This is a genomic window from Streptomyces argenteolus (assembly GCF_042902585.1).
GTDB lineage: Bacteria > Actinomycetota > Actinomycetes > Streptomycetales > Streptomycetaceae > Streptomyces > Streptomyces argenteolus.
In genome coordinates, this window is the sequence record NZ_JBIBEG010000013.1 from 170,988 (window position 1) to 185,190 (window position 14,203).

General features: G+C 72.8%; 13 protein-coding genes. 9 read left to right on the forward strand and 4 right to left on the reverse strand.

Features of this window, described 5'->3' with window-relative positions; genetic code table 11:
* Window positions 1–59: 59 nt before the first annotated feature.
* Together ACFY8O_RS32275 and ACFY8O_RS32280 are read right to left on the reverse strand one after the other, a co-directional pair.
* Complete coding sequence (locus ACFY8O_RS32275; RefSeq protein ID WP_387908666.1) at window positions 60–791, reverse strand: nitroreductase family protein; 732 nt, start codon at window positions 789–791, stop codon at window positions 60–62.
* 77 nt (window positions 792–868) lie between these two features.
* Window positions 869–1,312 (reverse strand): nitroreductase family deazaflavin-dependent oxidoreductase, encoded by a 444-nt coding sequence (locus ACFY8O_RS32280; protein ID WP_145812726.1) that lies wholly within the window; start codon window positions 1,310–1,312, stop codon window positions 869–871.
* A gap of 259 nt (window positions 1,313–1,571) precedes the next feature.
* On the opposite strand from ACFY8O_RS32280, the gene ACFY8O_RS32285 reads away from it, so the two are divergent.
* From ACFY8O_RS32285 to ACFY8O_RS32295, 3 genes are read left to right on the forward strand one after another with little or no spacing between them, the layout of a single operon-like run.
* The gene (locus ACFY8O_RS32285; protein ID WP_145812685.1) at window positions 1,572–1,805 is read left to right on the forward strand and encodes an acyl carrier protein; all 234 of its coding nucleotides are present in this window, start codon (window positions 1,572–1,574) and stop codon (window positions 1,803–1,805) included.
* Window positions 1,802–3,076, forward strand: coding sequence for a beta-ketoacyl-[acyl-carrier-protein] synthase family protein (locus ACFY8O_RS32290; RefSeq protein ID WP_387908669.1), 1,275 nt, complete (start codon window positions 1,802–1,804; stop codon window positions 3,074–3,076). Before ACFY8O_RS32285 ends, ACFY8O_RS32290 begins: the two co-directional genes overlap by 4 nt.
* Before the next feature lie 18 nt (window positions 3,077–3,094).
* A complete protein-coding gene (locus tag ACFY8O_RS32295; protein ID WP_387908670.1) occupies window positions 3,095–4,060 on the forward strand; it encodes an alpha/beta fold hydrolase in 966 nt (321 codons plus the stop codon).
* Between the two features lie 271 nt (window positions 4,061–4,331).
* Here ACFY8O_RS32295 and ACFY8O_RS32300 read toward each other — a convergent pair whose 3' ends face one another.
* Window positions 4,332–6,752, reverse strand: coding sequence for an endonuclease/exonuclease/phosphatase family protein (locus ACFY8O_RS32300; protein WP_387908672.1), 2,421 nt, complete (start codon window positions 6,750–6,752; stop codon window positions 4,332–4,334).
* Window positions 6,753–7,319: 567 nt separating this feature from the next.
* Between ACFY8O_RS32300 and ACFY8O_RS32305 the strand changes: the two genes are divergently transcribed.
* From ACFY8O_RS32305 to ACFY8O_RS32330, 6 genes are all read left to right on the forward strand, one after another.
* Window positions 7,320–8,564 (forward strand): ROK family protein, encoded by a 1,245-nt coding sequence (locus ACFY8O_RS32305; RefSeq protein WP_387908674.1) that lies wholly within the window; start codon window positions 7,320–7,322, stop codon window positions 8,562–8,564.
* Window positions 8,565–8,918: 354 nt separating this feature from the next.
* Window positions 8,919–9,482 (forward strand): flavin reductase family protein, encoded by a 564-nt coding sequence (locus ACFY8O_RS32310; RefSeq protein ID WP_387908676.1) that lies wholly within the window; start codon window positions 8,919–8,921, stop codon window positions 9,480–9,482.
* A 13-nt stretch (window positions 9,483–9,495) separates the two neighbouring features.
* Window positions 9,496–10,560 (forward strand): ABC transporter substrate-binding protein, encoded by a 1,065-nt coding sequence (locus tag ACFY8O_RS32315; RefSeq protein ID WP_387908678.1) that lies wholly within the window; start codon window positions 9,496–9,498, stop codon window positions 10,558–10,560.
* Window positions 10,557–11,441 carry an ABC transporter permease gene (locus ACFY8O_RS32320; RefSeq protein WP_145812697.1) on the forward strand — a complete coding sequence of 295 codons (885 nt, stop codon included), beginning with the start codon at window positions 10,557–10,559 and terminating at the stop codon, window positions 11,439–11,441. The genes ACFY8O_RS32315 and ACFY8O_RS32320 overlap by 4 nt, the downstream gene beginning before the upstream one ends.
* Window positions 11,417–12,163 (forward strand): ABC transporter ATP-binding protein, encoded by a 747-nt coding sequence (locus tag ACFY8O_RS32325; RefSeq protein WP_145812699.1) that lies wholly within the window; start codon window positions 11,417–11,419, stop codon window positions 12,161–12,163. The genes ACFY8O_RS32320 and ACFY8O_RS32325 overlap by 25 nt, the downstream gene beginning before the upstream one ends.
* 29 nt (window positions 12,164–12,192) lie before the next feature.
* Window positions 12,193–13,572, forward strand: a complete 1,380-nt coding sequence (locus ACFY8O_RS32330) for an LLM class flavin-dependent oxidoreductase (RefSeq protein ID WP_387908680.1) — start codon at window positions 12,193–12,195, stop codon at window positions 13,570–13,572.
* Window positions 13,573–13,591: 19 nt separating this feature from the next.
* Here ACFY8O_RS32330 and ACFY8O_RS32335 read toward each other — a convergent pair whose 3' ends face one another.
* Entirely contained in the window at window positions 13,592–13,996 is a 405-nt protein-coding gene (locus tag ACFY8O_RS32335; protein WP_145812703.1) for a VOC family protein, read from the reverse strand.
* Between the last annotated feature and the right edge of the window lie 207 nt (window positions 13,997–14,203).

Genomic DNA, 14,203 nt, shown 5'->3' on the forward strand with positions numbered 1-14,203 from the left:
GTTCGGCCCTGCCCGGGCCGTCACCCCACCGGCCGAGGGGTGACGGCGGACGGGTGCGGCTACCAGCGGTCCCGGTGGACGACGTCGGCGACCGGACGGCGTCGCACAGGGCCGAAGTTGCCCTCGGGCCATCCCACCGGGATCGCCGCGAAGGTGTGCGTGTCCTCGGGGATGCCGAGCGCCTTCTTCCACTCCTGCTCCAGCATCAGGTGCCAGATGGTGACGTTGGCCGCGAGCCCCAGGGCCCGGGCCGCCAGCAGGATGTTCTGCACGCCCGGATAGACGCAGGAGCCCTCCGCGAGCGCCTGGAAGCGCGTCTGCGTGCCCGCCATGTGCTCGAGGCCCGCCGGGCCGAGCGCCTCGGCGTAGACGGCCAGGCCCTCCTCGTCGAACTGCGGCTCCGGGAACTTGTAGCAGGGGATGATCAGCGCCGGGGTGTCCGCGAAGTGGTCACGCTGGTACTCGATCGCCGCCACCATCCGGCCGTACGCGGCCTTGGGCATCCCCTTCGGCGCGTGCTTCCCGGTCGTCGCGAGATAGGCGTCCACGCACCGCTTCCACAGCGGGGCCAGTTCGGCCATCACCGCGCGGTCGGTGACGACCACGTACTCGTACGCCTGCATGTTGCCTCCGCTGGGACCCCAGACGGCTGCCTGTATCAGCTGGTCGAGCGTCTCGTCCGGGACGGGCTCCGGCTTGAGGCGGCGCATGGCGCGCATCGTGGACATGGTCGGGAAGAGCGCGGGCCCGTCCGGGGAGGGGGCGTCGGCGTACACGGTTTCGAAGGTCATGATCGCGGAGTGTACGGCCCAAGCATCGTCGCGGGGAGCCCTGTTGGCCCCCTTCCCCGGCCCTCGCCCGGCGCCGGTCAGCGCCGGCGCAGCCGGACCACCGGGATCTCCCGGGACGTCTTCGCGCGGTACTCGGCGTACCGGGGGAAGACCTCCACCAGATGCGGCCACACCCGCTCCTTCTCCTCGGGTGACAGGGGCTCCGCCAGAGCGGGGAAGCGCTCCGTGCGGACCCGGACCTCCACCTCCGGGCCGGCCAGCAGGTTCAGGTACCAGAGCGGGTGGCTGTCCGAGCCGCCGTTCGACCCCACGATCAGGTAGTCCTCGCCGTCCCGCCCGTACATCAGCACCGTGCGCCGGAGGGCGCCGCTGCGCCGGCCGACGTAGTCCAGCAGCAGACAGTCCACGCCGAGCTGGGTGGTCCCCTTGGTGCCGCCCGAGGACTCGTACAGCTCGGCCTGCTTCGCCACCCAGCCGGACGGGCTGAGCCGCACCGCCTCCTCGCGCCGTTCCTCCGTCATGGCCGCCTCGCTCTTCCCGGTCGTCGGTGTCCGCACGTCTGTACGTCCATCTGCCTGTCCCGGCCCATCGTGTCACCCCCGGCACCGGCGCGGCGGATTCGCACACCTGGACGCTCACCCTCCTCCCGGGGGAACGAGGGCCGGAGGGCGGGCCTCGAAGGCGTATAAAGGGTCCCTCCCGAGCGCCCGGCGTCCCCGATGGCCACCTCACCCCTCACGCGGCCGGCGTCACCGCGTACCGAAGCGGAGGAGCGTCCCCATGAGCACCTCGGAAGAGATCAGCGCCTTGCTCGTCACCAGGTTCGGAACCGATCCGCTGGACATCCGGCCCGAGGTGCCGCTCCGCCAGCTGCGCCTGGACTCGCTGGCCCTGGAGGAACTCCGGCTCCTCATCGAGGACCGGATGGACATCGATCTGGAGGACGTCGTCCTGTCGTCCCGCGACACCGTCGGCCATCTGGTCGCGGCCGTGCGCGACAAGGCCGGCGCGTGACCGCCCGCGGGCCGTTCGCCCGTCGCCCCGCCCGGCCGGGCATCGAGCCGTTCAGCGCCGCGGTCACCGGCATCGGCCTCGTCACCGCCGCCGGCGTGGGGGCCGAGGCCGCCTGGGACGGTGTCTGCGACCCGGCGGTCGCCCCCTCCGTCGAGAACCCGCCGGAACTCGACGGCCTGCCCTGCGACTTCATGTACACGGTCACCGGTGTCGACCCGAAGGCGGTTCTTGGCGTCGCCGCGCAGCGGCTGATGGACCGCTTCTCCCAGCTCGCCGTGATCGCGGCCCGCGAGGCCGTCGCGGACGCCGGCCTCGACCCGGCGGTCTGGGACAGCGGCCGGGTAGGTGTCGTCATCGGCTCCGCTCACGGCGGCCTGCCGTTCTACGACGAACAGCACACCACCCTCGCGCAGCGCGGAGCGCGGCGCGTCTCCCCGAAGCTCGCCCCGCTGAGCGTCGTCAACGGGGCCGCGAGCAGCGTCGCCATGGACCTCGGGGTGCACGGCCCCAGCCAGGCCGTCTCCACCGCCTGCTCGTCGGGGACCGTGGCCATCGGCACGGCTCACCAGATGCTCCGCACCGGGGCCTGCGACATCGTCGTCGCGGGCGGCGCCGAGTCCGTCCGCTCCCGGCTCCTGATCGCCAGCGCCTGCCAGATGCGGGCCGTCTCCACCCGCCGCGACGACCCGCACGCCGCCTGCCGTCCCTTCGACACGCACCGCGACGGATTCGTCGTCGGTGAGGGCGCGGGTCTTCTCGTCCTGGAACGCCCCGAGCACGCGCGCGCCCGCGGGGCCACCGTCCGCGCCAGGGTCGCCGGTTACGGCGCCTCCAGCGACGCCCACTCCGCCGTGGCACCCGACCCCGACGGCCTCGGCATCGAACGGGCGCTGCGCACGGCCCTGGCCGACGCCGGGATCGACGCCCTCGACGTCGGCCACGTCAACGCCCACGGCACCTCGACCGTCGCCAACGACCTCATCGAGGCGGTCATGCTGCGCAGGGTCCTCGGCGAGCACCCCCTGGTCACCTCGACGAAGGCCATGACCGGACACACCCTCGGCGCGGCCGGAGGCATCGAGGCCGCGCTGACCGTCCTCGCCCTCCAGCGTCAGCTCGTCCCGCCGACCGCCAACCTCGACGCCCCCGACCCGGCGATCCCCGTCGAGGTGGTGAGCAAGGAGGCCCGGCACGCCTCCTTCGACTGCGCGGTCAAGACGTCGCTGGGCTTCGGCGGCCACAACGCGGCGCTCGTGCTCACCAGGGCCTGACGGGAAGCGAGGAGCATCATGCCCGAGGAGATCATCCGGTCGCTGACCGTGGACGGACTGCGCTACGGCTACCGCGTGCTGCCCCGCGACCCGGCCGCCGGCGGAGCGCCGGCCACCGAACCGGTCCTCGTCATCGGCGGCGCGTTGCAGGGCATGTTCGGCTGGCCGCAGATGGACGACCACCTGGGCCCGGTCGCCGACGTGGTGACCGCCGACCTGCCCGGCATGGGCACCGCCGACCCCCTGCCGCCCGGCCCGGGCGCCCCGGTCCTGCGGGCCGCCGTGACGGGCATCATGGATGATCTGGGCGCCCCCAGGATCAACCTCTTCGGCTTCTCGTACGGCGCGGCCGTGGCCTTCGACTGCGCCCGCCACGATCCCGGCCGCATCGCCCGGCTCGTCCTCGGCGGCGTACCCACGCACATCGGCGAGGAGCAGCGGGACTACTGGCACCGGGCGACGCGGCGGCTCGCCGAGGGGGACGCGGAGGGCTTCGCCAGCCTGGCCGCGGACGGACTGATGTGCCTGGACCCGGACCGCCACGTCCACCGCAGGGAGCTCGCCCGGCGCTATGTGCGGCGCTCCTTCCTGCACGCGCTGGCCCACTCCGGGCACGCCGCCGAGTCGCTGCGCCGGGCGCTGGGGGACCGGCCGGACTTCTCCGGCGGGCTGTCCGGCGTGCCGGCGCTGGTCTTCGCGGGGGAGCACGACACGGTGACCTCTCCCGAACGACAGCGGGAGTTCGCCGGGACGATCGAGGGCAGCCGCTTCCTCACCCTTCCCGATTCCGACCACTGGGTGGTGCTGGAGCGCTCGGAGGAGGTCGCCGCCCTCGTGACGCGCTTCTTCACCGGCGGGGCGCTCGAACCGGCCGCGGCCCCGCTGCCGCACCAGACGCGGGCGCCGGTGGTCCCTCCAGCGGAATCCGCACCCGCGTCGCCTCGGCACCACGCTTCCCCCACACCGCGCACGGGCCCGAGGTGAGCTGACCGGCCGTCACCACCGGGACACGGCAGCGCAGTCCGGGGCGGTGCCCCGCACCAGGAGCGGTGCTACGGCCCGTCGAGCGGACGGCGGTGCCGACGACGGCCGGCCGGCGCCCCCAGCCCCTCGCCCGGCCGGACCGGGCGGGGGCTACGGGCGGACCGTGGCCGGCCCGCGCGGTGGCCCCGGCACTTGCCGATCCGTGTGAGGGCCGCTGCCGTCCCGGTGATCCGGGTGGCGGCCCGTCACGGAGCCGCCACCCGGGGGAGTGTCAGTGCTGGTGACCCTTGCCCTGGCCCTTCACGTCGAACCGCACGATCTGCGGGTCGTGGTCGCTCGCCTGGTCGGCGAACTCCGCGTTGATGTGCACCACGTCGTAGTCGAAGCGGCGCACGGCGGGGCTGGTCAGGATGTGGTCCAGCGTCTGCGAGTTGCCGTCGTACACATAGCTGTACTGCTCGCCTGCGGGCAGCGTCGTGATCAGCGGCTTGAGCACCTCGCCGCCGGTCAGCGCCGCCATGGTGGGGGAGAAGGCGAAGTCGTTCAGGTCGCCGAGCGTGACGACCTGGGCCGACGTGTCCGCCTTCAGCAGCGAGGTCACGAAGGTGTTGACCTCCGCGGCCTGGCGCACCCGCTGCGTCTCGGAGCTGCGCGCCGGCTCCTGGAAGCGGCCGTGCAGAGGCTGGTCGCCGCCCTTGGACGCGAAGTGGTTGCCGATGACGAAGACCGACTCGCCACGGAAGCGGAACTCGCCGACCAGCGGCTTGCGGCTGCTGGCCCAGGCCGTGCTCGTGGGGTTGATGCGGCCGGGCGAGACGGAGAGCGTGGCCCCCTTCTTCGTCTTCACCGCCTGGACCGCGGTGGTGGCGTCGCCGCCCGCACGGTCCACGAAGTCGACCCGCTCGGGGTTGAAGAGGAAGACGTTACGGATGTTGCCACCGGGCTCACCGCCGTCCTGGCCGTCCGCGGGTGCCACGTACCGCCACGCGTAACGGGGCCCGCCCGCCGCAACGATGGCGTCGGTGAAGCGCTTCAGCGTCGCCTCGGAGCCCACGGTTCCGTCGTTCACCGCACCGTTGTCGTCCTGGATCTCCTCCAGGGACACGATGTCGGGGGAGGCGAGGCTGACCGCCACCCCCTGGGCGAGGGTGTCGAACTTGGCCTGGTCGTCGGCCGCGTCGAGGTTCTCCACGTTGTACGTGGCGACGGCCAGCTCCTTGCCCTTCTGCTTCCGGGTCACCTCGCGCTTGAGGCCGTTGTCCTTCAGCGTGCCGAGCTCGGTGGCCTGGACGTTGTAGCCGCCGAAGGACGCGTAGTCGACGACGCCCGTGGTGGTGCCGGACAGCACGTCACCGACGTTCGCCGCCGGGACGGGCTGCGCCGGGTTCAGCGACATCACCTTGAGGCGGCCGGTGTTCTGGTCCTGGTAGGAGGCGTAGAGCGTGCCGCCGCGCACGGTCGGGTTCTCCTGCGGCTTCACCGTCACCCAGACCTCGTCGTACGCGGTCGTCGCACCCGTCACCCGGGTGTCGGCCATCGTGACGCGGGTGCCCTCGAGCGACTCGTACAGGTCCAGGGCGTACGCCGCCGGGTCGAGCGCCAGCCCTTCGATCGACCCGCCGCCGGCCGACGGCACGTAGCCGTCCGGCACCGAGGAGGGGTCCAGGACGACCGCGTCGGGCAGCGCGTTGCCGGAGGACAGCACCGTGGTGAGCGGGGCGGTGATCTGGGTGAGCGACTGGGCCCCGGTCGCCGGGTAGTACTCGGCGACCTTTCCGCTGACCAGCACCGAGTCGCCGACGGCGACGGTGGGGGCTGCGGAGCCGGTGTAGACGAACACGCCCTCGCTCGTGCGGGCGTCGGCGTCCGGGGCGGTGTCCTGGATCCAGAAGCCGCGTGAGCCCGAGGCCCGCACGCCCGTGACGATGCCGGGGACCCCGGTCACCGACTGCCCGGCGAGCGGCGAGAGGCGGGTGGTGCCCTGGATGTCGTGGACCCGCACGGTGCCGGGCTCGGTCGGTCCGCCGGGCTCGCCCGGGCCGGTCCCGCCGGACGTCTCGCCCGCCGCGTTGACCGGCGTCGGGGTGCCGGAGGCCAGGTCGGCGGCGTTGTCGTCGGTATCCGCAAGCGACGATCCGCGGGCCACGGACGCGGTGGCGGAGGCACCCGTCACCGGGCCGCTGCCCTCCCGGACCACCGCTGAGCCGTAGCCCACGAGGTCGACGATCCGTGTGTCGGCGGCGCAGTCGGCGGCGGTCTTGCAGGTCAGCGGGGTGGTGCCGGAGACGAGAGCGACGGTGCCGCTCGCCGCGGACATCGCCACCGTGCCCGTCGCGTCGGCGGCCGGAAGGGCCACCGTGCCGCCGGTGCCCGCGGCCTGCGCGACGAGGTAACGACCGCCGGGCGCGACGGCGCCGGACAGCGCGGAGACCTGCCACAGCGAACCGGCGGACGGGGTGCCCGGCAGGTACTGGACACTGAAGCCGGACAGGCCGAAGGAGCTCTGCCCGGCGTTGGCGAGCTCGATGAAGTCACGGGTGAGCGTCGCACCGGAGTTGCCCCCGCCGCCGTACACCTCGGAGATGACGGCCGACGACGACGGTGCCGCGAAGGCGGCGGGCAGCGCGGTGACCGACAGGGTGACGGCGACGGCGGCGGCCAGCAGGGCGGAGCCGGGTCTGGCTATGTGCACGGGAACTGCCCCCAAGTATGTAGTGAGGGGGCAAAAACTATGCGCGTAGACCAGGTGTGGCAAGAGACCGGAGGTTAATTCCGGGCGTCATCGCCCCGTCGTCGGAGCCGAGTTCCGTTCCGGGCCGGTGCGACGGGACCTTCCGGCGGGCGGGTGTGCCGGAGCGGGCCGACGACCTGCGGGACGACGCGCGTGGTCCCGACGGGCCCCCCGGCCGTTCCGCGGGACCGAAGTCCACCATGCGGTCAGGTGTTTGACCCCTCACCGCCGGCCGGATACGTTGCGTGACATGCAGCGCTCCGCACACCTGACGACGCGAGGTCATGTCGACCTGAAGCGCGTGTGCTCCGCGGCGTGTCACCGGGTCTGAGAACCCCCGAGTCCGCGTAGTCCTTCCCCGGAGGTCCCTTCCCTTCCCGGCGACGCGCGGACGCCCCCTTCACGGACGCGCGCGGATCCGGCCGTACGAAGCCACCGGTTCCCGCCGGGAGAACCCCGATTCGAGGGGGACTCGCCTCCACGCCCGCTGCACCGAGGTACCTGGACGAACCTGTGACGAGTCCGCCCGTGCCCAGCCGCACCCGCCCCCGCACCCGGCCCCCGCGCCGCTCCGAGATCCCTCCCTCCGGCGCCCGCCGCGCCTCCGGCACGGGCTCGGTCCTGGGCGCGATCCTCGACCACGGGCCCGTGGCCCGCTCGACCGTCGCCCGGCTCACCGGCCTCTCGCCCGCCTCGGTGACGGGCCACGTGGGGCAGTTGCTCTCCCGCGGCCTCGTGCGGGAGAGCGCCGAGACGACCGGGCCACGTGGGCTCGGGCGCCCCCACGTGCCGGTCGACATCGACACCAGCCGCTTCCTCGTGGCCGGCGCCCACATCGCGGTCGCCCACTCGACGGTCGCCCTGATGGACCTGCGGGGCCGCGTCGTGGCCGAGGAGCGCAGGCCGCACCCCGGTACCGATCCGCGCCGGATCCTCGACGGCATCGCCGCCCGGCTGGGCCCGCTGACGACCGCCCACGCGGACGGGCGCCGGGTGCTGGCGCTGGGCGTCGCCACGGGCCACCGGGTGGACCCGGCGGCCGGGGTCGTCGTGGAGCACCCCCACCTCGGCTGGCGTGCCGTACCCGTACGCGAGATCCTCGCCGCCGCCACCGGGCTTCCGGTCCATGTCGACAGCCACTCGCGGGCCTTGGCCCGGGCCGAGCAGATGTTCGGAGAGGTGTCGACCCGGGCCAGTACGGTCCTGCTCTTCGTCGGCGCCGTCGTGGACGCGGCCTTCGCCACCGCCGGTGAGCTGCACCGGGGCCCGCGCTCCGGAGCGGGCAGCGTCGCCCATCTCCCGCTCGGCTCGGGCGGATCGGGTGACGCGGAGCCCTGCCGTTGCGGGCGCACCGGCTGCCTGCAGTCCGAGGTGTCCGAGCGGGCGATGATCCGCCGCGCGGCCGAACAGGACCTCCGCGTGGGAACGTTCCAGGAACTGCTGGACCACGCGGTTGCCGGGGAGCCGCGCGCGGTGGCCCTGTTCCGCCGCCGTGCCCGGCTGATCGGCAGGGCCGCGGCGCTGCTCCTGGACATGTTCGACCCGCAGTGCCTGGTGGTGGTCGAGCCCGGCACCGGCCTGATCCCCGGCTGTCTCGCCGACCTCAGGGAGGAGGCGGGGATGCGCTCCTGGGTCTGCGACGACCCCGAACGGACCGTGGTACCCAGCAGTTTCACCGGATCGGTGCTGTCCACGGCGGGCGGGGCGGTGGCGCTCGGCGCGCTCTACACCGATCCCCTGTGTCCGTGGCCGGCGCTGCCCGCTGTCTGCTGACCGCGAGCCGTTCCCGCTTTAATTCAGAACGTTGCATTGTTGACCGGCCGCACGCCGAACGGGAAGATGAATTCATGACCAGCCGACAGCGGAATTCAGGGGACGTGCCCGACCGGGCGCGCACCTGCCGCGCGGCCGTGCCGGTGAGCGAAATCGCCCGGCATTCCTGTTGTCGTCCCTGTCCGGGTCGTCGATAAGCCCAGCTGTTCCGCCGGGTGGTCCGCACCGGTGCGTGATTCCCTCCCGCCGGCCGTTCCCGCGCTCTGCGCGCGTCCGCGCACGTTCCCGCGCCCCGAGGCGCCTGCGTGCGCCCGTTCCCCCTACCCACGCCCGTATTCCGACCGGGGAGAGACATTGACCGTCACCGTGTCCTCGTACACCGCAGTCCCGTCGCCCGAACCCGCCGTGTCCGCCCCCGCGCCCGCTGCCGGAATCGCTCCGGAGCGATTCCGGCAGGCCTTCCGCAGGCACCCCGCGGGCGTCGTGGTCGTGACCGCCGACGCCGGGCGCGGCCCGGTGGGTTTCACCGCCACCTCGCTCAGTTCGCTCTCCCTCAGCCCTCCGCTGGTCTCGTTCGGCGTCGGGACGTCCACCTCCTCCTGGCCGCACATCGAGCGGGCGTCCACCGCCGTGGTCAACTTCCTCGGCGCCGAACAGGCGGGCCTGGCCACCACGTTCGCCACCAGCGGCATCGACCGCTTCGCGGCGCCGACCGGATGGCGCCGGCTCGCCGGGGGCGAACCGGTGCTCGACGGGGTTGCGGGCTGGCTGCGGCTCACGGTCAGCGGCATCGTCCCGGCCGGTGACCACCGCATCGTCATCGCCCGGGTCGATGAGTCCTGGCTCGACGAGCGACGCGCCCCGCTGCTCTTCCACGACGGCTCGTACCACTCCATCCGCCCCGCGCCCGACCAGTGATCAGGAATTCACGATGACACGCCACGACAACCGGCGGCCCCTGGGCCGGAGATCGTTCCTCGCTCTCGCGGGAGGCACCGTACTGAGTCTCGCCGCGTGCTCCCCGCAGGCCGGAACCCTGGCCGGCGCGGAACCCTCCGGCGCCCTGCCCTCGGGAAAGCCGGCACCCGGAACCGAGCTCAAGATCGCCGCCCGTTCGACGCAGCTCCAGCTGAAGCCGTCCGGCCTCGGCAAGGAGCTCGAATTCACCGTCGCCGAATGGCCGAACCTGACCGCGGGGCCTGATGTGATTCAGGGATTCCGCGCCAAATCCATCGACCTGGCGACCAATGCGGGAATTCCACCGATCCAGGCGCACGCCATCGGACTCCAGGCGAAAATCGTCGCCGTACAGGTACGCCGGAATCCGCTCTACACCTTTGCCACGGCACCTGGATCGTCCCTCACGAAGGCCGAGGACTTCCGGGGGAAGAAGATCGCGTTCTCCCAGGGGCAGGCACAGGGCGTCGTCGTCCTGCGCGCGCTCAAGGAGGCGGGACTGAGGAACTCCGACGCCGAACTGGTCCCCCTGCCCAGTACCCAGTTCCTCACCGCGCTGCAGTCCGGGCAGGTGGACGTGGCCCCGCTGCCCGAGCCGACCCTGACGAAGTACCTCGACCAGTACGCCAAGGACGGCGCCGGCGCGGTGAAGACGGACGTCGTCGACCTGCTGACCGTGCTCTGGGTGCCCACCGAGGTCCTCGACGACCCGGAGAAGACCAAGGCGGTGCGCGGTTTCGTGTCGTTGTGGGCGCGGGGGCAGGTCTGGGCCTGGGAGAACCAGGACGAGTGGATCGACACGTACTACGTGAAGGACCAGGGCGTGTCGAAGGAGGACGGCAGACGCATCGTCGACTCCCAGCGCAAACCGCAGTTCCCCGTCAGCTGGGACGAGGCGCTCGCCTGGGAGCAGGAGACGGCCGACCTGCTGGCCGAAGGGGGCTTCGTGCCGAAGCAGAAGGCCTCCGCACTCTTCGACCGCCGCTTCGAAGGGCTCGCGGCCGAAGCCGTGGCCGCCGAGTACCGGGAGGAGTCATGAGCGGCCTGATGACGGAACGGCACCCGGTCGGCGCGCGGACGGCGGAAACCGAGCCGGGAGCGCCGCACACCGGCGCAGCGCCGGTGCGCGTCTCCCGGGGCACCCGCAGGCGGCTCGGCCCGGGACGGTCCCTCCCGCTGGGGCGCCTGATCGGCCCCGCGCTGCTCGTCCTCGCCTGGTGGGCGGCCTCCGCCTCCGGGCAGCTCGACCCGCGCATCCTGTCGTCTCCCGGCACGGTGCTCGCCACAGCGGCCGACCTGATCGAGTCCGGCCGTCTCCAGGACAACGTGCTGATCTCCCTGCGGCGCGCCGGACTCGGCCTGTTCTTCGGCGTGTCCGCCGGGGTGGTCCTCGCGGTGGCGGCCGGCCTCAGCCGCAGTGGTGAGTACCTGCTGGACGGTCCGCTCCAGATCAAGCGGGCCATCCCCTCCCTGGCCATGCTCCCGCTGCTCATCCTCTGGCTCGGCATCGGCGAGCAGATGAAGGTCACCGTGATCGCGCTCGGCGTCGCGGTGAACATGTACATCAACACCTACGCCTCACTGACCGGCATCGACGGCAGGTACGTCGAACTCGCCGAGGGACTCGACCTGAGCCGTGCGACGTTCCTGCGCAAGGTCGTCGTGCCCGGCTCGCTGCCCGGCTTCTTCGTCGGGCTGCGCCTCGGCGTCACCTCGTCCTGGCTCGGTCTCATCGTGGTCGAGCAGATCAACGCCACCAGCGGGATCGGCTACATGATGTTCCAGGCCCAGCAGTACGCCCAGTCCGACGTGATCGTCGTGGGCCTCGTGGCCTACGGGATCTTCGGCTTCACCTCGGACGCGGCCGTACGCGCCGCCGAAAGGAAGGTCCTGTCATGGCGACGCACCCTGGCGGGCTGACGGACGACCGTCCCGCCATCCGCACCACCGGGCTCGTACGCCGATTCGGCGACCGCGACGTCCTCAGGGAGCTCGACCTGACCGTGCCGCAGGGGGAGTTCACCGCTCTCCTCGGCCGCAGCGGGTCCGGCAAGTCCACCCTGCTCCGGGCCGTCGCCCGCCTCGACCACACCGTCGAGGGCTCCGGCGAGCTCTCCGTGCCCGACCGGGTCTCGCTCTCCTTCCAGGACTCCCGGCTGCTGCCCTGGCTGAGGGTGCTCGACAACGTCACCCTCGGGCTGCGCGGCCCCGGAGCACGGGAGCGGGGGCTGACCGCACTGGCCGAGGTCGGCCTCCAGGGCCGCGAACGCTCCTGGCCCCATGAGCTCTCCGGCGGTGAACAGCAGCGTGCAGCCCTGGCCCGCGCGCTGGTGCGCGACCCCGAACTCCTGCTGGCCGACGAGCCGTTCGGGGCGCTCGACGCGCTGACCCGGATCAAGATGCACGGCCTCCTGCGCGAGCTGTACGAACGTCACCGGCCGGCCGTGCTGCTCGTCACCCACGACGTCGACGAGGCCGTCGAACTCGCCGACCGTGTCCTCGTCCTGGAGGAGGGCCGCATTCGCGTCGACCTCAGGATCGACCTGCCGTCACCGCGCTCCCGCCGCGAACCGCGCTTCCAGGAGTACCGCGACACCCTGCTCGCTGCCCTGGGCGTGGCGCGGCCCCAGCTCACGCACTGATCGCCCCAGCTTCTCAGGAGAAGACACCCATGCCGCGCAAGCAGCTCCACCTGAACGCGTTCCTGATGTCCACCGGCCATCACGAGGCGTCCTGGCGTCTCCCCGAGAGCCGCGCCGAGGCCGACTCCGACCTGGAGCACTACAAGAACCTGGCCCGCATTGCCGAACGCGGGCGCCTGGACTCCCTCTTCTTCGCCGACGGCCCCGTCCTGGCGGGAGACCCCGGCCGGCGCCCCGCCGCCAAGCTGGAACCCACCCTGCTGCTCACCGCCCTGGCCGCGGTCACCGAGCACATCGGGCTGATCGCGACCGCCTCGACCAGCTACAACGAGCCGTACAACCTGGCCCGCCGGTTCGCCTCCCTGGACCACATCTCCGGCGGCCGGGCCGGATGGAACATCGTCACCACCGCCGGGGCCGACGCGGCCCGCAACTTCGGCCTGGACGACACACCGCTGCACCGGGACCGCTACCGGCGCGCCGCCGAGTTCGTCGAGGTGTCCACGAAGCTCTGGGACAGCTGGGCGGACGACGCCGTCGTGGCCGACAAGGAGGCCGGCGTCCACGCACGGGCGGACCGGGTGCGGGGCATCGCCCACACCGGCGAGTTCTTCCGGGTCGACGGCCCGCTCAACGTCCAGAGGCCACCGCAGGGCTACCCGCTGCTCGTGCAGGCCGGATCCAGCGAGAGCGGCAAGGACTTCGCGGCCCGGTACGCCGAGGCGGTGTTCACGGCGCAGCAGACCCTCCAGGAGGGCATCGCCTTCTACGCGGACGTCAAGGGGCGAGCGGAGGCGCTCGGCCGCAATCCCGACGGCGTCAAGATCCTGCCCGGCATCGTCCCGGTCATCGGTGACACCGAGGCGGAGGCACGGGAACTCGACGCCGAACTCGACCGGCTGATCGTCCCGGAGTACGCCAAGCGCCAGCTGGCCGCCACACTCGGGCTCGACCCGGCGGACCTGCACCTCGACCGTGAGCTGCCCGACGGTCTGCCCGACGAGGACGAGATCGAGGGGGCCAAGAGCCGCTACACCCTGGTCGTGGAGCTCGCCAGACGCGAGAGGCTGACGGTGCGCGAGCTCATCGGCCGGCTCGGCGGCGGACGCGGGCACCGCACCTTCGCCGGCACGGCCGAGCAGGTCGCCGACACCATCGAGCACTGGTTCGAGAGCGGGGCGGCCGACGGCTTCAACATCATGCCCGCCGTCCTCCCCTCCGGCCTGGAGGCATTCGTCGACCGCGTCGTCCCTCTGCTCCAGGAGCGGGGCCTGTTCCGGACGGAGTACACGGGAGCCACGCTGCGCGAGCACTACGGGCTCCCGAGGCCCGCCAACCGGCTGTTCGACACCGTCGACGCCGGCCGGGGCCACACGGGCATCGGTCTCGCCGTCCCCGCGCCGGTGTAGGACGCGGGGCAGCCGTGGTCTACGGGGTGCCGGGCTGCCGGGCCGGGTAGACGGCCAGGGAGAACGAGTGCCCGGCCGGATCGGTGTAGACACGGACGTCGCGCGGGCCGCTGTTGCTGTCCCCCGTGTCGACGGGCCGGGCGCCGAGGCCTATCGCCTCGCGCTCGGCCTCGTCCATGTCCCCGGGATCGACCAGGATGCGCAGATGCGCCTGGTGGGAGTCCTCGGGGCGCGGCCAGCTCGGCGGCGCGTAGCCGTGGTCGCGACGGACGGCCAGGTGCACCCCGGCGGGGCCGACGATCTCGACGAAGTCGGGATCGCTCCCGATCCTCACCTCCGCGTCGAGGAAGTTCGCATAGAAGTCAGCCAGTTCCAGCGGCTCGGCACAGTCCAGGACCAGAACGCTCGTTTTACCGACAGTCATGCTCAGTCGGTACCCACCACGGCGCCGGACACGCCTGCCCGCACGCAGCCCGCCGCACGGCGCACCGGACGCCCTCCGCCGCACGGCGCGTCCGGACCACCGGCCGCCGTCCCGCCGCACGGCGCGTCCGGGCCACCGGACGCCGTCCCGCCGCACGGCGCGCCCGGACCACCGGACGCCGTCCCGCCGCACGGCGCGCCCGGGCCG